At 72.5% G+C, this 21,300-nt stretch carries 22 protein-coding genes; 3 read left to right on the top strand and 19 right to left on the bottom strand.

The features are described from left to right. Positions 1-10 precede the first annotated feature (10 nt). The 8 genes from JNK12_24700 to JNK12_24665 are packed head-to-tail and all read right to left on the bottom strand — an operon-like array spanning position 11 to position 6,532. Positions 11-718: a 1-acyl-sn-glycerol-3-phosphate acyltransferase gene (locus JNK12_24700; GenBank protein ID MBL8779147.1), complete on the bottom strand. Its 708-nt coding sequence runs from the start codon at positions 716-718 to the stop codon at positions 11-13. Then, on the bottom strand, positions 715-1,380 hold the full coding sequence (locus JNK12_24695) for a (d)CMP kinase (GenBank protein MBL8779146.1): 666 nt from the start codon (positions 1,378-1,380) through the stop codon (positions 715-717). Before JNK12_24695 ends, JNK12_24700 begins: the two co-directional genes overlap by 4 nt. Positions 1,381-1,423: 43 nt before the next feature. After that, complete coding sequence (gene aroA, locus JNK12_24690; protein ID MBL8779145.1) at positions 1,424-2,689, bottom strand: 3-phosphoshikimate 1-carboxyvinyltransferase; 1,266 nt, start codon at positions 2,687-2,689, stop codon at positions 1,424-1,426. Further along, positions 2,686-3,750 carry a prephenate dehydrogenase gene (locus tag JNK12_24685; protein ID MBL8779144.1) on the bottom strand — a complete coding sequence of 355 codons (1,065 nt, stop codon included), beginning with the start codon at positions 3,748-3,750 and terminating at the stop codon, positions 2,686-2,688. The genes aroA and JNK12_24685 overlap by 4 nt, the downstream gene beginning before the upstream one ends. Before the next feature lie 5 nt (positions 3,751-3,755). Then, complete coding sequence (gene aroH / locus JNK12_24680; protein MBL8779143.1) at positions 3,756-4,121, bottom strand: chorismate mutase; 366 nt, start codon at positions 4,119-4,121, stop codon at positions 3,756-3,758. 11 nt (positions 4,122-4,132) lie between these two features. After that, the gene (locus JNK12_24675) at positions 4,133-4,909 is read right to left on the bottom strand and encodes an rRNA pseudouridine synthase (GenBank protein ID MBL8779142.1); all 777 of its coding nucleotides are present in this window, start codon (positions 4,907-4,909) and stop codon (positions 4,133-4,135) included. Next, positions 4,896-5,642 (bottom strand): SMC-Scp complex subunit ScpB, encoded by a 747-nt coding sequence (gene scpB, locus JNK12_24670; protein ID MBL8779141.1) that lies wholly within the window; start codon positions 5,640-5,642, stop codon positions 4,896-4,898. The genes JNK12_24675 and scpB overlap by 14 nt, the downstream gene beginning before the upstream one ends. Before the next feature lie 41 nt (positions 5,643-5,683). Continuing rightward, a complete protein-coding gene (locus JNK12_24665; GenBank protein ID MBL8779140.1) occupies positions 5,684-6,532 on the bottom strand; it encodes a segregation/condensation protein A in 849 nt (282 codons plus the stop codon). Positions 6,533-6,624: 92 nt separating this feature from the next. On the opposite strand from JNK12_24665, the gene trpS reads away from it, so the two are divergent. Then, on the top strand, positions 6,625-7,605 hold the full coding sequence (trpS, locus tag JNK12_24660) for a tryptophan--tRNA ligase (GenBank protein ID MBL8779139.1): 981 nt from the start codon (positions 6,625-6,627) through the stop codon (positions 7,603-7,605). 29 nt (positions 7,606-7,634) lie between these two features. On the opposite strand, the gene JNK12_24655 is transcribed toward trpS, so the two are convergent. From JNK12_24655 to JNK12_24630, 6 genes are all read right to left on the bottom strand, one after another. Beyond that, positions 7,635-8,879: a hypothetical protein gene (locus tag JNK12_24655; GenBank protein ID MBL8779138.1), complete on the bottom strand. Its 1,245-nt coding sequence runs from the start codon at positions 8,877-8,879 to the stop codon at positions 7,635-7,637. Positions 8,880-9,034: 155 nt separating this feature from the next. Then, positions 9,035-9,496, bottom strand: coding sequence for a peptidoglycan-binding protein (locus tag JNK12_24650; GenBank protein MBL8779137.1), 462 nt, complete (start codon positions 9,494-9,496; stop codon positions 9,035-9,037). A gap of 59 nt (positions 9,497-9,555) precedes the next feature. Then, positions 9,556-10,296 (bottom strand): GNAT family N-acetyltransferase, encoded by a 741-nt coding sequence (locus JNK12_24645; protein MBL8779136.1) that lies wholly within the window; start codon positions 10,294-10,296, stop codon positions 9,556-9,558. A gap of 13 nt (positions 10,297-10,309) precedes the next feature. Then, entirely contained in the window at positions 10,310-10,822 is a 513-nt protein-coding gene (locus tag JNK12_24640) for a hypothetical protein (protein MBL8779135.1), read from the bottom strand. A 193-nt stretch (positions 10,823-11,015) separates the two neighbouring features. Continuing rightward, on the bottom strand, positions 11,016-11,345 hold the full coding sequence (locus JNK12_24635; protein ID MBL8779134.1) for a TraR/DksA C4-type zinc finger protein: 330 nt from the start codon (positions 11,343-11,345) through the stop codon (positions 11,016-11,018). Between the two features lie 9 nt (positions 11,346-11,354). Next, entirely contained in the window at positions 11,355-12,329 is a 975-nt protein-coding gene (locus tag JNK12_24630) for a tyrosine recombinase XerD (protein MBL8779133.1), read from the bottom strand. Between the two features lie 39 nt (positions 12,330-12,368). Between JNK12_24630 and JNK12_24625 the strand changes: the two genes are divergently transcribed. Then, positions 12,369-12,887, top strand: coding sequence for a hypothetical protein (locus tag JNK12_24625; protein MBL8779132.1), 519 nt, complete (start codon positions 12,369-12,371; stop codon positions 12,885-12,887). A 64-nt stretch (positions 12,888-12,951) separates the two neighbouring features. Here the strand turns inward: JNK12_24625 and JNK12_24620 are convergent, their stop codons facing one another. Both JNK12_24620 and JNK12_24615 read right to left on the bottom strand, forming a co-directional pair. Continuing rightward, positions 12,952-13,512: an NUDIX hydrolase gene (locus tag JNK12_24620; protein MBL8779131.1), complete on the bottom strand. Its 561-nt coding sequence runs from the start codon at positions 13,510-13,512 to the stop codon at positions 12,952-12,954. A gap of 16 nt (positions 13,513-13,528) precedes the next feature. Continuing rightward, positions 13,529-15,190 (bottom strand): CTP synthase, encoded by a 1,662-nt coding sequence (locus JNK12_24615; GenBank protein MBL8779130.1) that lies wholly within the window; start codon positions 15,188-15,190, stop codon positions 13,529-13,531. Positions 15,191-15,392: 202 nt separating this feature from the next. On the opposite strand from JNK12_24615, the gene JNK12_24610 reads away from it, so the two are divergent. Next, the gene (locus JNK12_24610; protein MBL8779129.1) at positions 15,393-16,880 is read left to right on the top strand and encodes a glycosyltransferase family 39 protein; all 1,488 of its coding nucleotides are present in this window, start codon (positions 15,393-15,395) and stop codon (positions 16,878-16,880) included. 18 nt (positions 16,881-16,898) lie between these two features. Here the strand turns inward: JNK12_24610 and JNK12_24605 are convergent, their stop codons facing one another. The 3 genes from JNK12_24605 to JNK12_24595 are packed head-to-tail and all read right to left on the bottom strand — an operon-like array spanning position 16,899 to position 21,287. Continuing rightward, positions 16,899-17,366, bottom strand: a complete 468-nt coding sequence (locus tag JNK12_24605; protein MBL8779128.1) for an SRPBCC family protein — start codon at positions 17,364-17,366, stop codon at positions 16,899-16,901. A 34-nt stretch (positions 17,367-17,400) separates the two neighbouring features. Next, entirely contained in the window at positions 17,401-19,716 is a 2,316-nt protein-coding gene (locus JNK12_24600; GenBank protein ID MBL8779127.1) for a hypothetical protein, read from the bottom strand. Further along, a complete protein-coding gene (locus JNK12_24595) occupies positions 19,713-21,287 on the bottom strand; it encodes a hypothetical protein (GenBank protein ID MBL8779126.1) in 1,575 nt (524 codons plus the stop codon). Before JNK12_24595 ends, JNK12_24600 begins: the two co-directional genes overlap by 4 nt. Between the last annotated feature and the right edge of the window lie 13 nt (positions 21,288-21,300).

Raw genomic sequence — 21,300 nt, 5'->3', positions numbered from 1 at the left:
CCCGCTGAGCCTACGTGTGCTCGTTGGGTTTGCCGACCCGCTCCTGTGAGCGGTCGAACAGCACCTGGATCTCCTGGCGCAGCTGCTCGGTGAGGTCGCGCACGGCCTTGCGCGACACCCGCCCGTTCACCGACGCCGGCGGGTAGATCGGGGTGCCGATGTCGATGGACAGCTTCACCGGTCGGATGCCCTTCGAGCCCTTGGGCATGGCGTCCTCGGAGCCCCCGATGCCGACGGGCACGATGGGGATCCCGGCCTTGCAGGCCACGTAGGCGGGCCCGTCGTGCATGTCCTCGGGCAACAGCACCGGGCCGGTGCGCCGCGTGCCCTCGGGGAACATCACGATGGGCTCGGTGCCGCCGGCGATCTCGAGCGACATCCGCATGGCTTCCCGGTCGGCCACGTCGCGGCGCACGGGGATGCCCCCCATGGCCGAGAAGAACCAGGCCGACCAGCGGTACTTCCACATCGTGTCCTTGCCCATGTAGCGCATGCGCCGGCGGGTGCAGGTGCAGACCACGACCGTGTCGATGTTCGAGCGGTGGATGGGGGCGAGGATGAACGACCCCGTCTCGGGGACGTTCTCGCGGCCGTACACCTTCAGGCGCCAGAAGAGATGGGAGAACCCGGCGAGCACGGCGCGCACGAACGCGTACAGCGCCAGCGCCGCGCGGGTGGGCGGGGCGCTGTGGCGGTGGGCGCCGTACTTGCCGCTCACGAGACCGCTCCCCCGCTCCCGGTGGCCTCCTCGAGCAGTCGGAGCAGGTCGTCCACGATCTCGTCCACCGAGCGGTCACTCGTGTCGACCAGCACCGAGCCCTCGGCCTCCTGGAGGGGGCTGTCCTCGCGGCCCTGGTCGAGGGCGTCGCGGCGGGCGATGTCGCGGGCCACGGTCTCGTAGTCGAGGTCGGCGACCTCCTTGGAGCGTCGGGCCGCTCGAACCTCGGGAGAGGCGGTCAGATACACCTTCAGGTCGGCGTCGGGGAACACCACCGTGCCGATGTCACGACCCTCGATCACCCCGCCACCGTGCCGCTCGGCCCACTCCCGCTGGCGGCTGCGCAGCTCGGCCCGGACCGCGGGGTTGGCGGCCACGGTGCTGACCGCCCGGGTGACCTCGGGGCCGCGGATCTCGATGCTGGCGTCCACCCCGTCGACCATCAGCGAGCGGTCGCCCACTTCGAGCTCGAGGTGCCCCATCAGGTGGGCGACCGGCTCGGCGTCGGCGGGATCGATCCCCCGGCGCAGGGCGGCGAAGGCGACCCCGCGGTACATGGCGCCGGTGTCGAGGTACTGGAGGCCGAGGCGCTCGGCCAGCGCCCGTCCCACGGTGGACTTGCCCGACCCTGCGGGGCCGTCGATCGCGATCACCTGCACGATGTTGCTCCTTCTCCGCCGGCCCGTGTGGGCCCGACCCCTGCGTTCATGATCTTGTCAGCGATTCGAGATCGCGCTCGAACCCCGGGTAGCTGGTGGCCACGACGTCCCAGCCGTCGATGGCGGTGGCGCCCTCGGTGGCGAGCGCGGCGATCGCCCCGGCCATGGCGATGCGGTGGTCCCCGTGGGCGTCGACCACTCCGGCGTGCAGGGCCCCGCCCCCGACGATCACGAGCGAGTCGGGCAGCGGCTCGACCCGGGCGCCCAGCGCCCCCAGCTCGGAGGCGACGGTGGCGATGCGGTCGGACTCCTTCACCCGCAGTTCGCCGGCCCCGAGGAACCGGGTGGGGCCCTCGGCGTGCGCGGCGGCGACGGCGAGCACCGGCACCTCGTCGACCAGCCCGGGGATCTCGTCGGGAGCCACGTCGGTGCCCCGGAGCGGGGCGTGGCGGGCGCGCACGTCGCCGGTGGCGTGGTCGACCTCCAGGTCGGCTCCCATGCGCTCGAGCACGGCGAGGAAGCCGTTGCGGGCGGGGCCGAGGTAGATGCCCTCGACGGTGACGTCGCTGCCCGGGACGATGCTGGCCGCGACCAGCCAGAAGGCCGCTTGGGACGGGTCGCCGGGCACGTCGACATCCGTCGCCGTGAGCCGCCCCGGGCGGACCCGGACCGAGCCCGCCTCGGCGTCCACCACGACGTCGGCGCCGAAGGCGTCGAGCATCTCCTCGGTGTGGGCCCGGGTGACCAGTTCCTCGCGCACCACGGTCTCGCCCTCGGCGGCGAGGCCGGCCAGAAGGACGGCCCCCTTCACCTGGGCGCTGGCCACCGGCAGCGGGTAGTCGATGCCGTGCAGCGCGCCACCGGTGACCGCCAGGGGCGCCCGACAGGTGTCGCCCTCGCCGGCCACGGTGGCGCCCATTTGGCGTAGCGGCACCGCCACCCGGTCCATGGGTCGGCGCCGGATCGATGCGTCCCCGTCGAAGCGGGTGGTGCCGTCGAGGCCGGCGCACACGCCCATGAGCAGGCGCAGGCCCGTCCCGGAGTTGCCCACGTCGACCACGCCCTCGGGCGGCCGCAGCGCCCCGCCCGTGACCGCCACGGACCCGTCGCCGCCGACCACGACGTCGGCGCCGAGGGCGGCCACCGCGGCCCGGGTGTGGGCAACGTCCTCGCCGGCGGACAGCCCCCGGATGCTCGACGTGCCGTCGGCCAGCGCCGCCAGCAGGAGGGCCCGGTGCGAGATGGACTTGTCGCCCGGCACCCGGACCCGGCCCCGCAGCGGCGCCGGCCCGGCCACGGTGAGACGGCTCACGGCTGCTCCAGCGGGCGTTCGACCACCGTGTAGCCCCGTTCCTGCAGGGCACCGGCCAGGCGCCCAGCCTCGGCCGACTCGACGAGCAGGAGCATCACGCCCTTGTCGCCCTCGGCCGAGTGGGCGAGCTCGAGGTCGGCGATGTTGATGTCGAGCTCGGTGGCCAGGGTGGTGACCTCGGCCAGCGAGCCCGGGCGGTCGGCCACCAGCACCCGCAGCTCGGTGAGCTCGTCGGGGCGCGCGTAGCGCACGGGCAGGTTGGCCCGGGACGCACGCGCCGACTCGAGGCGACGCAACAGCGCCTCCCGGTCGCCGGCGGCGACGATGTCACGGGTTTCGCCGAGGGCGCCGATGAGCCGGTCGAGGGTCTCGACGATGGCGTCGCGGTTCTCGGCGCAGATGTCGGGCCAGATGCCGGGGTGACCGGCCGCGACCCGGGTCATGTCCCGGAAGCCACCGGCGGCCAAGCGCAGCAGGGCGCGGTGGTCGGCCGAGCGGGCGTCGGCGAGGGTCATGAGCGTGGCCGCGGTCAGGTGCGGCACGTGGGACACCACCGCCACCAGGGCGTCATGGCGGTCGGGGGGGATGGCCACCACCTCGGCCCCGAAGCTCGACACCGCCGAGCGGACCGTGGTGTAGGCGGTCTCGCTGGTGGCGTCGTCTGGCGTGAGCACCCAGACCGCCCCTTCGAAGAGATCGGCGCGGGCTCCCTCGACCCCCTCCTGCTCGGAGCCGGCCATCGGGTGGCCGCCCACGAAGCGGGGGTCGGCCACGGCCCGCACGATGGGGCCCTTCACGCTGCCGACGTCGGTGACCACGCCGGTGCTGCCGTCGAGCACGGCCCGGGCGAGGTCGGGCACGGCCCCGACGGGGGTGGCCACGAAGGTGAGGTCGGCGCCGGGGTCCCGGCCGACCGCGTCGAGCGCCCCCAGCTCGACGGCGCGGGCCGCCCTGGCCTCGTCACGGTCGACACCGCTCACGTGCCAGCCCTGGCGGCGCAGGGCGAGGCCGATGGAGCCGCCGATGAGACCCGTGCCGACGAGGGCGGCGCGTCCAGGCACGGTGCTCAGTCGGGGAGGTCGTCGCGGAGGCCGCGCGCACCTTCGAGGTACACGTGGTGCAGCTCGCTCCGCGAGGTGTCGGTCTCGAGGTGCATGAGGACCCGGACGCAGTACGGGGTGCCCCCGTCGATGCTCAGCTCCTGCGCGCAAAGGAGCGGCACGTCGCCCAGGCCGAACTTCCGGGCCGCCTCGGCGGGGAAGGCCGAGTGGATGTCTGCCGTCGCGGTGAAGATCACCGACACGAGCTGGTCGTGGTCGAGGCCGTTGCGCTCGAACATGGCCTCGAGGAGGGCGATGACGCGATCGTGCAGGTGGTCGCGCGTGTCCTCGTCGATGGTGGTGGCGCCGCGGAGGGCTCGGACGGGAGACACGGCCCGGCAGCCTACCGGTGGCCCGTGCCGGAGCCGGGATCCTTCTGGGCGCCGTCGTCGTGCTCGGTCGCGGCGAGGCGCAGCTCCTGCACCTCGCCGCCCGTCAGCTCGCGCCACTCGCCCGGCGCCAGCGTCCGGTCCGTGAGGGGCCCGATGCGGGTTCGCACGAGGCGGGTGACCGGGTGGCCCACGGCCTCGCACATGCGCCGCACCTGGCGGTTGCGGCCCTCGTGGATGGTGATGCGCACCACGTGGTCGCTGAGCAGCGAGACCCGCGCCGGCGCGGTCCGTCCGTCGTCGAGGTCGACCCCCTCGCGCAGGCGGCGCAGTGCCCCCCTGCTCGGGACGCCCGCCACCTCGGCGAGGTACTCCTTGTCCACCCCGAACGACGGGTGGGTGAGGCGGTGGGTGAGCTCGCCCTCGTTCGTGAGCAGCAGCAGGCCCTCGGTGTCGAGGTCGAGGCGGCCCACGGGGTGAACCCGGGGCTCGCTCGGCACGAGCTCGATCACGGTGGGGCGGCCCTGGGGGTCGTCGGCGGTGGTGACGACGCCGGCGGGCTTGTTGAGCACGTAGTGCACGAGGCCGGGGCGCACGCCCACGATCACGCCATCGACGGTGACCTCGTCGTGGTCGGGGTCGACCCGGTCGCCCAGGGTGGCCACGACACCGTTGACGGTGACGCGTTCGTCGGCGATGAGCTCCTCGCACAGGCGGCGGCTGCCCAGTCCGGCCCGGGCCAGGGCCTTCTGGAGACGCTCGCGGTTCGGGGCGTCCTCAGCCGTCGGCACGGGGGCCTGCCCCGGGATCGACCCGGCCGGCGTCGTCGGCCGGCGCCGGCGGAGCCGCTGAGCCGAGTGGCGCCTCGGTGCCGAGCTCGCCGGTGGCCGCCGCGTCGGTGACCGCGGGCTCGTCCGGCGCCACGTCGGTGGGAGTCGATGCAGACGTCGAGGGGGCCAGGGTGGGGTCCACGGCGGCCTGGGCCTCGGCCACCTCGGGCAGCGGGTCGGGGCGCAGGCCCGCCTCGAGCGCCTCGACCACCCTGGCGTCGGGCACGAACTCGCCGAGGGCGGGCAGGTCGTCGAGGGAGTAGAGGCCCATCTTCTCGAGGAACGCCTCGGTGGTCCCGAACAGCACGGCCTGGCCGGGGCCCGCGTCGCGGGCGATCTCGTCGATGTAGCCGCGCTGTTGCAGCGTGCGCATGACCCCGTCCACGTCGACGCCACGGATGGCCGACACCTGAGCGCGCGAGATGGGCTGCTTGTAGGCGACGATGGCGAGGGTCTCCAGCGCCGCCGCCGACAGCCGGGACGACTGGCCCTCGAGCACGAAGCGCTCGACGTAGGGCGCGAGGTCGGGATGGCTCTGGTAGCGGTAGCCCCCGGCCACCTTCACGAGGGCGAAACCCCGCTCCTCGGCCTCGTAGACCTCGGCCAGCTCGGCGCACAGCTCGTCCACCCGGTCGGGTGAGACCTCGAGGAGCTGCGCCAGCAGGTGGGGCTCGACGGGACGGTCGGCCACCATGAGGATGGCCTCGATGGCCCGGACCGCTTCGGTGGCCACGGTCAGCCCTCGTAGGAGTCGATGGCGGCGAGGCGGGCGGTGACGCCGCCGGGCTCGTCCTCGCCGGTGATGCCGATCCACGCGATGTGGAGCTCGCCGAAGTTGCCGGCCTGCTCGAGGTCGACCCAGCCCTGCTTGAACATCTCGAGGAGGGCCAGGAAGCGCACGATCACCTCGACGCGGTCCACGAAGGACTGGGTGAGGGTGCGGAAGGTGATGCGCCCCATCGACGGCAGCTCGTCCATCAGCTCCTCGACCGCCTCGGCCACGCTCATGCGGATGGGGGCCACGTGCTCGAGGTCGATGCGGGGCTGCGGCTTGGGCGTCAGGGCCGACAGGCAGGCGTCGCGGAGCTTCTCGGGGGTCACGCCGGCCAGCAGGTCCGGCGCCACCGACAAGAAGCGCTCCTCCAGGCCGGCCGTGCGGGGCCACGAGCGCCCGGCCTCGGAGGCGAAGCGGGCCAGGACCACCGAGGCGTCCTTGAAGGTCTTGCACTCGAGCAGGCGGGCGAGGAGCAGGTCGCGCTCCTCCCAGAGGGCCAGCTCGTCGTCGAGGTCGAGCTCGTCGTCGCCCGGCAGCAGGCGCCGGGACTTCAGCTCGACGAGGGTGGCGGCGATCAGGAGGAACTCGGTGGCCACGTCCAGGTCGAGGGTCTCCATGCGCTCGAGCTCGGCGATGTAGGCGTCCACGATCTCGGTGAGGGTGATCTCGTAGAGGTCGACCTGGTCGCGCAGGATCAGGTGCAACAGCAGGTCGAAGGGGCCCTCGTACACGGGGGTGTGGACCTCGTAGGCCCCGGTGCGGTCGGCGGTGGTGGCGTCGGGTGGCGCGCCGGTGGTGGTGGAGGTCACGGTGCTCCGACTCTAGAGGTCGCGGCGGGGGCGTCCGTGCATCTCGCAAAGGGCGCCGGACGGGCGGCGGCGGGTGCGTATCCTCGCTCCCCATGGCCCGCGTCTTCTCCGGCATCCAACCCACGGGTGACGTCCACCTCGGCAACCTCCTGGGGGCGTTGGTGCAGTGGGTGCGGGCCCAGGACGAGGACGACTGCGTGTTCTGCGTCGTCGACCTTCACGCCATCACGCTCCCCCACGACGCCGCCGAGCTGCGCACCGCCACCCTGGCCCTGGCCCGCCTCCTCGTGGCCGTCGGCCTCGACCCCGACCGGTGCACGCTGTTCGTGCAGAGCCACGTCCACGAGCACGCCGAGGGCGCCTGGCTGATGGAGTGCACCGCCTCGTTCGGCGAGATGCGGCGCATGGTCCAGTTCAAGGACAAGTCCGAGAAGGCGGACTTCACCTCGACCGCGCTGCTCACCTATCCGGCGCTCCAGGCCGCCGACATCCTGCTCTACGACACCGATCGCGTCCCCGTGGGCGAGGACCAGCGCCAGCACATCGAGCTGGCCCGCGACATCGCCTTGCGCTTCAACCACCACTACGGCGAGACCTTCGTGGTGCCCGAAGCCGTGGTGCCGCCCGCCGGCGCCCGGGTCATGGACCTCCAGGAGCCCACCAACAAGATGTCGAAGTCGGCCGACAGCTCGGCCGGCACCATCTACGTCCTCGACGACCCCGCCGCCATCACCAAGAAGATCAAGCGCGCGGTCACCGACACCGACAACGAGGTCCGCTACGACGTGGCCGCCAAGCCCGGCGTGTCCAACCTGCTCTCGATCCTGGGCGCGGCCACCGGTCGCACCGCCGCCGAGGTGGCCGAGGGCTACGAACAATACGGGCCCCTCAAGGCCGACTGCGCCGAGGCCGTGGTCGAGCTGCTGCGCCCCATCCAGGAGCGCTACCGCGAGCTCGAGGCCGATCCCGATGCCATGGTCGAGATCCTGGCCAAGGGCGCCGGAAAGGCCCAGGCGGTGTCCTCGGTCGTGCTCGACCGCGCCAAGCGCAACATCGGCCTGCTCCCCCGCTGACGCAGCGCGACTCGAACGCGACCCTGAACCTAGTCAGACGCCATGGCCCTGTCCTGGGTGAAGAAGATCGTGACGACCCGATCCACCATCGCGACGTCGAGCACCGGACCGACCCCCTCGTACTCGCTGATCGAGACCACGAGCTCGCAGACCGCTGCCGGCAGGTACGGACGGACGTCACCGTCACCATGCTGGCGACTGGCCTGGCGAAGGCGCTCGGAGGCGCCCGGCGCCAGCATCACCCCGGTGTGCGCGGCGACCTTCACCAGCACCTCGTCGAACTGCGCATCGTCCATGGCGGGGATGAGGATCTTCGAGCGGATGCGCCGGAAGAACGCCTCGTCGGCCAGGTGGGCCGGCTCCATGTTCGTCGAGAACACGATCTTGGTCAGGCAGGGGATCTCGAACTTCACGCCGTAGTCCAGCGTGAGGTAGTCGATGCCCCGGTCGAGGGGCACGATCCATCGGTTCAGGAGCTGCTCGGGCGACACGGACTGTCGTCCGAAGTCGTCGATCACCAGGATCCCGTTGTTGGCCTGCATCTGCAGGGGCGCGAGGTAGATGCCGGCGTTCGACTGGAAGGTCAGGTCCAGCTGCGACGCGGTCAGCTCACCGCCGACGATGACGCTGGGACGCTCGCACAGGATCCAGCGCCGGTCGATCCGATCGGGCTGCACCGTCGGCTTGTGCAGGACCGGGTCGAACACGGTGATGATCTGGCCGTCCACCTCGACCGCCTGGGGGATGAGCACCTGGTCCCCGTGCACCCGGATCAGCCGCTCGGCGATGGAGGACTTGCCCGTCCCGGGCGGTCCGTAGAGGAACATCGCACCCTTCGACCGGATGGCCGGTCCCAGCTCGTCGAGCAGGGCGTCGTTGATGACGAGGTCGGTGAACGACGCCCGGATCGTGTCGTGATGGACGTTGGGCCGCCCCTGTTGCGCCCGCACCACGCAGTCGTAGTCGGACAGGCTGACGGGGACGGCGCCGGTGTATCGGCACAGCGACACGCGGGCCATGGCTTGCTCGCGGCCGAGGTCGGTCAGCACCACCTGCATGTTCCGGCCGTCGAGACGCAGCACCTCGATGAGGCGCTGATTGCGCAGCTCCGCGAGCGCCTGTTCCATCACGTAGGGCGTGACGGCGACGTCGAGGGCCAACTGCGTCGTCGATGACTGCCCGTCGCGGAGCATCCTGCGCAGGACGATGTCGAGGATCAGGGTCTCGGGGACCCCGAGGTGTGCGATGTCACCCGGTGGGGCAATGTCGACCATGGAGTGATGTCGACATCGAGACGACCCTCACACAGAGGCGTACGGCCTGTATCTCCCCGGTTGCACGACAACTCCCGCGCCGAGTGCGGCGCACCGTCCGGTGCGACGCCCTCGTGCGACGCCCTCCCTGGACCCCTGCGGGCCAGGTCAGGCTCCTACGGGGTGGCGGCAGTCGTCGAGGTCGTGGGAGCGGCCGTCGTCGAGGTGGGGGCGGCCGTCGTCGAGGTGGGGGCCGCGGAGGTCGCCGGCGTGGAGCAGACCGTCTCGCCTGCGGCGACGGCCTCGGTCAGCGCCGATTCGGTGACGGGGCCGAGCAGGCCGTCGACGGTGAGGCCCTTCGCGGTCTGGAACTCCTTGATGGCGGCCTCGGTCTGCGGGCCGAGCTCGCCGTCCACCGGTCCGGCCCAACAGCCGACGTCGTCCAGGTCCTGCTGCCACTGCTCGAGCTCGGCGGGGGTCGCCTCGGTGTGGGAGATGCCAGCGGCGGTGGTGGTGGTCGTGGTGTCGTCGCCATCGCTGCCGCAGGCACCGAGGAGGGCGACCAGGCCGACGAACGCGACGAGGGCGACGAGCGGCCGGCGGGCGGCCGTGGGACGGGAGGGGCGGGCGATGTCCATGGGCACGTCTTACCAGGCCCGGAACGGGCGCGCGGCGTTGGCGTGCGCGCCGCCGTCGCTCAGGGTCCGCCCCCGAGGTGCTTCTCGAACCAGTGGTGGGCGTACTGCTCGTCGTTGAAGGCTTCGACCTCCTCGTAGCCCGTCGAGCGGTACAGCGCGATCGCCTCGGTGAGGGTCTGGTTGGTGTCCAGGCGCACCCTCCAGTAGCCGTGGGCGACGGCGTGCTCCTCCAGGGCGGCGACGAGGCGCCGACCCACGCCGAAGCCGCGGGCGGTTGGGTCGACCCACAGGCGCTTCAGCTCCGCGGCGGTGCCGCCGGCCAGCTTCAGACCGCCACAGCCGACCGCGTCGCCCTGGTAGGTCGCGACCAGGAAGAGGCCCCGGGGCGGGCGCATCTCGTCCGGGTCGAGGGGCAGGGCCTCGTCCACGGTGAAGCCCGTGGCGAAGCGCTCGTCCAGCTCCCGGTAGTAGGCGGTGAGGCAGTGCGTGGCCGGCCCGCTCTCCGGGTCGACCACCTCGACCTCCAGCGTCGGCTGCGGGTGCGAACGGGCGGCCCGCCGCAGACCGGAGGCGTTGAGGCGCCGCACCAGGATCCGGGCATCGACGGCCTCGGCACCCAGTTCGATGGCCCGCTCACGGGCGTCCGCGGGGACGTCGTAGTGGTCGCCCTGGAAGGCCCGACGAGGGATGCCGAGGCGCTCGGCGAAGGCGTGGAGCTCGTCGTAGCTCTCGTCGCTGACCAGGTGTGCCCACCGGCGGCCCCGCCAGGGCCAGACGGCCTGGTCGACGAGGATGGTCACCCGCCGACGCCGTTCACTCGTCGGCGGCGGCGAGCACCTCGCCGAGCTCGCGTGGGATGGTCCACGCCTCGGGCGGATCGTGGTGCTCGAGGGCCCAGGCCACCGTCAGCGGGTCGCTGCCCGCCAGCGCGAGGGCCTCCGACCCCAGGCGCGTGTACTCGGCGTACAGGCCGAGGCGGCGCCACAGACCCCGGGTCTGGGTCCAGGAGGCGACCGTCTTCTTGCCCGCCAGCCAGATGGTCACGGTGGCGATGACCCGCCCGTAGGTGCGCAGGTGGGCGTCCACCTTGCCGACGTCGTGCAGCAGCGCTGCGGCCATCACCGGCCGGGGGGCGTCGGCGCCCAGCGCCTCCTCGACCCGGCGGGCCACGCGGAGGGCGTGGCGCTTGTCGGGGTTGGACATGGGCCGCCAGAGATCGACCTCGGCGGGGAGCAGGTGGCCCTCGGCCCAGGTCAGGTCCTCACGCGGCGGCGGCCCCGGCCGCAGCGACCCGAAGAACCGCTTGACGTTGTGCCAGAGGTCCATCAGACCCGAGGAGCCGTGACGACCACGGTGACGCAGCGGAGCGGAGCGAGGCTGCTCGTCGGACGAACCGGATGCCCAAGGCGCTCCGAGGGACGAGGAGCCGTGACGACCACGGTGACGCGGCGGAGCGGAGCGAGGCTGCTCGTCGGACGAACCGGATGCCGAAGGCGCTCCGAGGGACGAGGAGCCAACGTTACGCGTGGTCGATGCAGAACCGGGTGTGGGGCATGGCCTCGAGACGGGCGTCGCCGATGGGCTTGCCGCACTCCTCGCACGTGCCATAGGTGCCGTCGTCGAGCTTGCCGAGGGCGAGCTCGACGTCGGCGAGCTGGCCGATCAGGGGGCCGGCCAGGGACTGCGCCTCGCCCATCTCGGCGGCCACCTGGCCGGAGTCGGCGAAGTTCTCGTCGTACGACAAGCTCGTGTCGGTGCCGGGGACCAGCTCGCCCAGCTGGCCGCGCAGGTGCTCACGCTCGCGCTCGAGCTCGGCGCGGATCTCTGGGAGCACGGACTCGTCGACCACGGCCAAAGGCTACCGAACCTCGGCGCCGGTGGTGCGGGGGTTCCCCACGCGCGCCCGGGGGTGGGCCGCGTCGTACACCTGCCAGAGCCGCTCGGTGGACACCTGGGTGTACACCTGGGTCGTGCTGATGGAGGCGTGGCCGAGGAGTTCCTGGACGGCCCGGATGTCGGCCCCGTGGTCCACCATGTGGGTGGCGCACGAGTGGCGCAGCACGTGCGGGGAGAGGTCGGGAAGCCCGACCAGCGCACCGTGGGCCTTCACGACGTTCCACGCGGATTGGCGGCTCAGCCGCCCGCCCCGACGGTTGAGCAACAGGGCCTCCTCGTCCGAGCGCCGGGCCCACTTCTCCGGCACGAAGAGCGCCCGACCGCCCGGCGCCAACCAGGCCGAGAGAGCGGCGGACGCCGGTCGACCGAGGGGGACGATGCGCTCCTTCGCACCCTTGCCGAAGGCCCGCAGCAACGACGACTCGAGGTCGAGATCACCGAGTGAGAGCCCCACCAGCTCGGAGATGCGCAGGCCGGTGCCGTAGAGCACCTCGAGGATCACGCGGTCCCGTCGCTCGGCCGGGCCGTCGCCCTCGACGGTGGCGAGCAGTGCGTTCACCTGCTCCTCGCTCAGTGGCTTGGGAAGGCCGGCGGGGACCGACGGCGGGTCGACGTCGGCGGCGGGGTCCGTGGCCGCGAGTCCTTCGGCGGCCAGGAAGCGGTGCAGCGTGCGCACCGCCACCAGCGCCCGGGCCACCGACGCGTCGGCACGGTCGCTCCCACGGAGCTCGGCGACGTAGTCCTGCACCACCTCGGTGGTCACCTCGTCGAGGTGGCCTACCCCCTGGGCGTGGAGCCACCCCCAGTAGGCGCGGAGGTCCCGACGGTACGCCGCCAGCGTGTTGGTCGACCGCCCCCGCTCGACCGCGAGCCAGGTGAGGAACTCCTCGACCTCGAGGGGCGGCGGGGGGACGGGCGCCGGGGCGTCCGACTCCATGACGCGAACGGTACCGGCGCCACCTCTACCATCCGGGTGATGCCGCTCCGCCGACTGCTCCCCGCTGTTCTCCTCCTCACCGCGCTCGCCCTCGCGGGGTGCTCCAGCGACGGGGGCGACGACACCGCCGACATCTCGACCGCCGGCCCGAGCACCACGGCCGCGCCGGCGCCCAGCACCACCACCCCCACCACGGCGACCACCCCGCAGTCGGTCGCGCCCGGCCAGGCGCCCACGACGGCCACCGATGCGACCGCCCAGCAGGCCGGCCAGCGCCTCATCGACGCCTGGGTGGCCGGCGACATCGGCCTCGCCGTGGCCGTCGCCGGCAGCGACGTGGCCAATGCCCTGTTCGCCTACCCCACCCCGCAGGACGTGCAGTCGCTGCCCTGCCGGGGGTCCGAGACCGTGTCCGCCGCGATCGAGTGCGACTACAGCGACACCGCCGGCACGGTCACACTGCTCATCACCGGCAACGCCAGCAACGGCTACCGGGTGACCAACGTGGGCTTCATCCCCGCCGAGAACGCCACCACCGACACCACCGCCCCGGCCTGATCCACCCGGGCCGGGGATCGGCCCCGGCGACCACGCGCCTGAGGTCGGTCCTGCCCGTGTCGCCTCAGCCGGCGGTCAGGGCGGCGCGCGCCAGGGTGAGGCCGATCACCGTCTTGGCGTCGAGCAGACGGCCGTCGGCGATCATGGCGGGCACGTCGGCGAGGGCCACCCGCTCGATGGTCATGTGGGCCTCCTCGACGCCCTGGGTGTCGCGCGGCACCTCGCTCAGGTCGAGGCCCAGGAACACGTGGGACAGCTCGTCGCAGAAGCCCACCGAGTTGTAGAAGCTGGCCAACGGCTCGAGCCGGCCGGCCACCAGGCCGACCTCCTCGGCCAGCTCGCGATGGGCCGTGGCTTCGGGAGGCTCCCCCGGGACGTCGCGCTTTCCCGCGGGGATCTCCAGGAGGTGCTCGCCTACGGCGGCCCGGTACTGGCGCACGAGCACGGCATGGCCGTCGTCGGTGACCGGGACCACCGAGACCGCTCCCGGGTGGTGGACCAGGTCGCGGTCGAAGGTGGTGCCGTCGGGCGCGGCGAAGGTGCCCACTGCCACCGAGATGACGCTGCCGCGGTAGACCTCGCGCTCGGCGACCTTGGTGAACGGGGCCTCGTCGGACGGGGTCACGGGCGCCTCGCTCGCGTCAAGAGGCAGCCTGGACCTGCGGGCTCCGCTCGGGCTCGAGGTCGAAGAGATGTGGCTTGCGCCCCTCGGCGCGCGCCACGGCCGCGCCCACGAACTCGCGGAACAGCGGTGCCGGGCGCTCGGGTCGGCTCTTGAACTCGGGGTGGGCCTGGGTGCCGATCCAGAACGGGTGCTCGGGCACCTCGATGAACTCGACCAGGCGGCCGTCGGGGGACGAGCCCGAGCACACGAACCCGCTGCCCTCGAAGCGGCTGCGGTAGCGCGGGTTGAACTCGTACCGGTGGCGGTGGCGCTCGGACACGACGTTCTTCCCGTACGCCGCCGCCACCCGGGAGCCGGGGACCAGCTCGGCGATGTACGCGCCGAGGCGCATGGTGCCGCCCTTCTCGGTGACGTCGCGCTGGCTCTCCATGAGATCGATCACCCGGTGGGGCGAGCCCGCGTCGAACTCGCTCGAGTTGGCGTGATCGAGGCCCAGCACGTTGCGGGCGTACTCGATGGTCATCACCTGCATGCCCAGGCAGAGGCCGAGGCACGGGATGTCGTTCTCCCGGGCGTAGCCGGCGGCGGCGATCTTGCCCTCGATGCCTCGCTCACCGAACCCGCCGGGGATCACGATGCCGTCGAGCTCACGAAGACGGCCGTCGGCGAGGAGGCCTTCGACGTCCTCGGCCTGGATCCAGTCGAGCTCGATGTCGGTGCCGTGGTGGAAGCCGCCGTGATGGAGGGCCTCGACCACCGAGAGGTAGGCGTCGGGGAGGCTGACGTACTTGCCCACGATGCCGATGCGCACCGAGCGCTCGATGGCGGCGATGCGGTGCACCAGGCCGGTCCACTCGCTGAGGTCGGGCTCGGCCGCGTCGAAGCGCAGGAGATCGCAGACCACCCGGTCGAGGCCCTCCTCGTGGAGCACGAGCGGGATCTCGTAGAGGCTCTGGGCGTCGGCGGCGTTGACCACGGCTTCGACGGGTACGTCGCAGAGGTTGGAGATCTTGCGCTTGAGGTCGTCGCTGATGGCGGCCTCGCTGCGACACACGATGGCGTCGGGCTGGATGCCCCGGCTGCGCAGCTCGGTGACGGAGTGCTGGGTGGGCTTGGTCTTCTGCTCGCCCGAGGGGCCGATGAACGGCACCAGCGTGACGTGGAGGTAGCAGACGTTGTCGCGTCCGATGTCGAGACGGAACTGGCGGATCGCTTCGAGGAACGGGAGGATCTCGATGTCGCCGACGGTGCCGCCGACCTCGGTGATGACCACGTCGACGTCGTCGGTGGCGAGGCGGCTGATGCGGCCCTTGATCTCGTTGGTGATGTGGGGGATGACCTGGACGGTCTTGCCGAGGTAGTCCCCGCGGCGCTCGGCGGCGAGCACGGCCGAGTAGATGGAGCCGGTGGTGGCGTTGGAGTCCCGGGTGAGGGGTTCGTCGATGAAACGCTCGTAGTGGCCGAGGTCGAGGTCGGTCTCGCCGCCGTCGTCGGTGACGAAGACCTCGCCGTGCTCGAAGGGGTTCATCGTGCCGGGGTCGACGTTGATGTAGGGGTCGAGCTTCTGCATGGTGACGCGCAGGCCCCTCGCCTTGAGCAGGCGGCCGAGCGACGACGCCGTCAGCCCCTTGCCCAGTGAGCTCGCCACACCACCGGTCACGAACACGTGCTTGGTCACTCGCTGCCTCCCGACTCGCTCACCGAAAAGGGTCTCCAACACCCGGACTGGTCTCGCCGGGAGCGGCGGCACCGTCTTCTGGTGGGTCGGGCACTGCCGACTCGGAGAGGCCTTGGCGAAGCTACCATGACCGGGCCGCCGACCGGTGAACCCCGCCGACATTTCCCGTGACACCAGGCCGCGCCGCTCCCCCGACTCCGCCGTGACCACCGCCGCCCCGACCTCCAGCGTCCGCCTGCCCGCCGAGGGGCGCCGCCAGCACCGCCGGGACATCGCCGTGCTCGCGGCGATCGCCGTGGTGCTGCGCCTGCCGTCGTTCTTCGCCACCCGCCACCTCACCTTCGATGACGGCGTCTTCGGGGCCTCGGTCGTGGCGATGCGCAACGGGGGGATCCCGTTCCGTGACGTGTTCTCGAGCCAGGGGCCCCTCTTCCTGCCTCTGCTGTGGATCGGCGACCTCGTCGGCCTGCACACCCTCAACGGGCCCCGCCTCACGATGCTGGCCTCCGGTGTGGTGCTCGTGGCGGTCGTCTACCTCGCCGCGCGTGAGGTGTCCGACCGGCTGGGCGCCCTGGTGGCCGGCGGCCTCGTCGCGGTGACCGGCAGTAGCCTCGCCGTGACGGGCTCGCTCGCCGCCGACGGCCCGGCCATGGCCTTCGCCGCCTCGGCGGTGCTCGTGGCCCTGCGCTACCGGCGCGACCCCACCTCCGCCCGTGCCGTGCTCATGGGCGTGCTCCTCGGCGCCGGCCTGTGCGTCAAGGCCCTCGTGTTGCCGGCGGCGGTGCCGATCGGGCTCATCCTGCTGTTCGGGAAGCGCCCCTGGCACTGGGTCGTCGCCGTGGGGAGCGCCGTGGCCGTCGGGCTCGTCTCGTCGCTCACCTGGGGCTTCGCCGACGTCTGGGACCAGTCGGTCACGTACCACCTCGACTCCCCCGGCGGCTCCGACCCGGTGGCCAACCTGACGAAGCTGCTCGACACCCTCGTCACGCGGGACCCGCTGCTGCTGGCCCTCGGCGCGGTCACCGTGGTGGCGGTGCTGGTGCGCCGGCGCCGGGGCGAGCCGGTCGCCGTCGCTCCCGAGGGCGAGCACCCCCCTGCCGCGGGCGAGCGGCGTCTTCCCCTGCCCGGCCTCCTCCTGGGCCTCTGGGCGGCGGCCATGTTCGCCATGCTCGTGGCCGAGCACCCCATGTGGCGCCCCCACGTGTCCGAGCTGGCGCCCCCACTCGCGCTGTTGATCGCCCGCTACCGGCCGGCCGGCAAGCCCCTCTGGATCACCACCGCGATCGTGGTCCCGCTGTCGCTCGTGTTCGCGTGGGGTGCCATCACCCCGCTCTGGTACACCGGCGACGAGGCCGACGTGGTCGCCGAGCTGCGGGCGCTGCCCGATGGGGCCCTGGCCATCAGCGACGAGCCCGGCCAGGTCTGGCGCTCGGGCCACCTCACCCCCGACTGGCTGGTCGACACCTCCGTGCTGCGCACCGACTCCGACCGGCCCTCGCTCTGGATCACCACCGACACGGTGATGGACGACGCCGAGCGCCCCGAGGTCTGCGCCGTCGTGCTCTGGACGCCCCGATTCCGCGAGGACCTCGAGGGCCTCGACGAGCGCCTCGTCGAGGCCGGCTACCGCCTCGAGGACACCTACGCCCTGAACCGCCGCCTCTACCTCAAGGACGACTGCCGGCCCTAGCCGGCCTCGTCCGGCGCGTCAGTCGGACTCGGCGGCGGCCTTCAGCGCGGCGAGGGTCTGGGCCATGCCCTCGCGGTTGTGGGCATCGCGGTCGGCGACGCCGGTGGCGAGTCGGCCGAGCACGGTGATCAGGGCGCCGCGCTCGTCGGTCCAGGACTCGGTGACCGTGCAGGTGCCGGCCGCCTCGTCGCCGGCGAGGGTGTACCGCCACAGCGACACCTTCATCCCTGCCGCGCTGGTACGGAACGCGAAGGCGGTGCCGGGCTCGGCCTGGACCACCTCGTTCACCGACGACCAGCGCCGGCTCCCGCGCTGGTTCTTGCCCTTGAACCGGGCCCCCACAGCCGGCACGGTCGCTCCCCCCATCCACGTGCAGGCCACGTTCTCAGGGCTCCACTCGTGCATCCGGGTCACGTCGCTCACCATGGCGTAGAGGGTCGACGGCGCCGCCGCCACCTCCACGCTCACCTCCACGGGTTCCGCCATGTCCCCATGCTGGCAGGTCGACCGGCGGAGCGCGCTAGGTGAGGACGACCTCGGCCCCGAGGGGTTCGTCCGTGTCGACCGGCGGCGGCTCTGCGAGCGGGTCGGGCAGGTCGTCGGTGACCAGCAACAGGTAGACGAGCGACGCGTTCAGCACGCCCAGCATCACGCCCGGGATGGCGATGCCCGAGTCGTTGAGGGCGAAGCCCAGGACCGCCACCACGGTGAAGCCGTAGAGGCTGGCCCGCTCCTGTGGGATGAGCTCCTGGATGCGGTGCAGGCGCCCCGGGGCCCGCCAGATCAGGTACAGGACGAAGGCGAACACCACCGGAACCATGAGGATCCACTCCGAGCTGGTCAGCACGGAGAGGTTGGCGTCGAGCTTGCGGAAGATCACGGTGACGAACGCCCCGAACCCCTCGTCGCCGATGCGCTCGAAGAGGCGCCCGAGGTGGGTGCGCTGCTCCTCGGGCCGGGCCAGGTCGAGGAAGCCCATGGCCACCATGGCCAGCACACCTCCGACCACCCACACCGCGATGGTGCGCCAGCGGATCTTCCAGCCCAGCAGAGCCACGGCGGTGATGCCGGCACCGGGCACGAACGAGAGCACGCCTCCCACGTCCGAGCCCCAGAACGGCGATCCGTCGGCCACGACCGCAACCGCCAGGATGGCCACGCCCAGCCAGGCGCCCCGGCGGCCGCCGACCCGCCAGGCGACGAGGCCCGCCAGGATCAGGCTGGCCGCGGCCAGCTGGGCGAAGGCCAGGTTGCCGAGGCCGGCGAAGCGGCCGGCGATGGTGGGCGTGTACCCGAACGTGGTGTTGAGCTGGAGCGGAGCCCCGATGAACAGGTCGATGACCAGCAGGCCCACGATGAGGCTGAGCACCCCGATCAGCGGGTCGACCACGCTGCCCAGCCGGCGCAGCTGGTCGCACACGAGCCCGATGAGGACCGACCCCGTCACGAGGAAGAGCCAGTACGGGATCGATCCCAGGCGCTCAAACGGCAACAGCCCGGCGAGGTACGTGGCCGGGAGAAGGGCGAGCACGCTGAGCGACGCCACCTCGATGACCCGCCGGAGTCGGGGGCGGTGTCGGCGCAGGGCGATCACCGCCAGCACCCACAGCGCCAGCTGCGCGACGACGAACAGGGTGGAGACGGGGCCGACGAGGTCGTCGCGGAACAGGGCGCCGTCGTTGGCGGCGATGAGCCACTCTCGGCGCTCCTCTGCGGTGCCACCGGTCGCCGCCCGCTCCCAGGGGCGGCCCTCCATCTGGTCGGGCGCCTCGATGCCGAGCAGGTCGAGCACGGTGGGCGCGGTGTCGGCCAGCGTGACGAAACCGACCCGGCGGGTGACCGCCGACTTCAACAGACCGGGCTCGATCTCCGGCGCCCGGAGGCCGGCCACGGTGAGATGGACCCCCGTCGATGCGTGGTACGGCCCCACCACCATGACGGCGTCATGCTCCGGATCGACGTGGGTGAGCAGGCGGGCCACGAGGTCGTCGGTCCACTCGATGGCGTCGGCACGCATGCGCGCCCGCTGGCCCTTCGTGACCCTCGAGCGGTAGGCGTCGGCCCGCACCAGGTCGGACGCCTCGACCAGCACCACGGCGTCCTCGCGCCACTCCTCCCGGAACACCGTGTCGACCGCGTCGAGGTCGAGGCGGCGCCCGAAGGGCGCACCGGGATCCTCCTGGAGCAGGCCCATCCCGACCGAGCCCCCCGGCACGAGCCCGTCGGTGTCCATGAGCCCCCCGCCGACGGCACGGCCGAACTCGACGTCGAGCTCCTGCTCGGATCCGTCGGCGTTGCCGATGACCGCCCGGTGGACGCCTTCGTCCGAGAGCGTCTGGCCGAGCGCACCGATCAGCGCGTCGTAGGGCAGGCGCTCGTTCTCGGCCACGATCTGCGGCAGTCCGAGGTTCACGACCCCCTCGCTGACCACCTGGCCGGTACGCCGACCGAAGACCTCCTCCGCGGGGTAGCCGCTGAACACCTCGCCGACGTCGAACGCGAGGCCGTCGGCGCCACGGGCACCGCGGGCCCGTGCACCGGCATCGAGGGTGGCGTACCCGTCGCCCGGGGTGGTGCGGCGCACCACGGCCCGCGTCGAGAGGTCGGCGATGGCCGATTCGTCGAGCAGCGCGTTGAGGTTCGGGGCGTCCTCGGTGTCCAGCTCCTCCCACGAGAGGGTCGGCACCGAGACGATGAGCACGCGGTCGACGCTGCGCTCGTCGGCCCGGGGAACAGCGCCTGCGGCGCCGCTGGTCGCGCCGAGGAGCGCTGTGAGCGCGACGAGCAGGGCGAGCAGCGCGAAGAGCGGGCGCCGACCACGCAAGACCGGGCTCATGCTGCCGCCGCCGGGTCGCCGCGGTGGATGGTCAGCTTCTCGGGGGCCAGGTGGAACAGCCGCACCGCACCCCACCACAGGCCCAGGCCGACCCCGCCCACGAGCGCGAGCGCGAGGACGTCGCCGAGGCGACTCGAGGGGTCGAGGGCGGTCATGGCGAACCAGGCTGCCGTGGCGAGGGCCACCGACACCAGCAGAGCGAGGGGGAAGGCCCGCGGGAACAGCGGCTCGCGCACCCGCCGACGCAGCCCGACGCCCAGCACGGCGGCCCCCAGGAGGAAGGCCACGGTGTGGCCGATGCCGAGGAGATAGATGGTGGTGGTGCCTTCGGTGACGGCCGAGGCCACCACCATGAACACCACCCCGACCACCGCGCTGGCGAGGGCCACGATGGCCGGCGTACGGCTGTCGCCGAGCGCGTAGTACGCCGCCGCGAGCAGGCGGAAGGCGCCGTAGAAGATGAGCCCGAGGGCCAGCGCCGCAGTGGCGGCGGCCATGAGCTCGATGCCGCGGCCGGTGTCGGCCTCGCCGAAGGCGATCACCGCCATCATCGGGACGGAGAGGGCGTACACGGCCGCCGACACGGGCAGCACGGTGACCGAGAGGGCATCGAGGCCCCAGCGCACGGCATTGGCGTAGGCCGGCAGATCGCCGTTGGCGACGTCGGTCGCCATCTCGGGTGTGACCGCGGTGTGGATGGGTTGCGCGAGGACACCGTAGGGGGCGAGGAACACGTAGAACGCCACGCGGTAGGCCACCACACCACCCTCGACCGCACCGCCGAGGATGATGGCGGCGCCGAGCAGGAGCGCGGCGCCGGTGTGTTGCAACACGGCCCATCCCGAGAGGCGCAGCAGGCGTCGCACCGCGGGGTCCCTGGGTGCGAAGCGCGGGCGCAGGCGAAAGCCGCGTCGGTGCAGGTCGTAGACGGGGATGGCCACGAAGGCGAGCACCCCGAGCGTCCCGCCGAGGCCCAGCACCACGACCTCCGCGGTGGTGAGCTCGAGACCCGGGTCCGGGCCGGCCAGGAGGTAGAAGAGCAGCATCGACGCCACGATCACGATGGTGTTGCCGATGGGAGCCGCAGCAGGCAGGGCGAACACCCGCTTGGCGTTGAGCAGGGCGATCGACAGAAAGCCGTAGGCGTAGAGGACGAGCTGGGGCAGGAAGAAGCGCAGCAGGACCGTCGCGAGCTCCTGTTGCTGCTCGGCCACCACCGGATCGGTCACCGCGCTGGTCAGGAGCTCGGCCAGCCAGGGGGCGAAGATCATGCCCAGGACGGTGAGGGCGCCCAGCAGCACGAGGAAGACGCCGAGCACGCCCCCGGCCTGGCGCTCGGCCTCGGCCTCGTCGTCGCGGTCGAACAGCTCCACGAAACTGGGGACGAGCACCGCGGACAGGGCACCCGCGGCGAGGAGCTCGAAGACCACCGTGGGCAACGTGTTGGAGGCCTCGAAGGTGTTGCCGAGAAAGCTCGTGCCGAGCACCGCGGCCACGACGATGACCCGCGCCCCTCCCAGGGCGCGCGAGACGGCCGCGGCCGCGCCCATGCCCGCGGCGGCCCTTCCCACGGAGCGGGTGGCT

It is taken from the genome of Acidimicrobiales bacterium, assembly GCA_016794585.1.
Taxonomy (GTDB): domain Bacteria; phylum Actinomycetota; class Acidimicrobiia; order Acidimicrobiales; family DATDAH01; genus JAEUJM01.
Note: the sequence above shows the minus strand (reverse complement) of the source record. Positions and strands in the feature narration are given on the sequence as shown.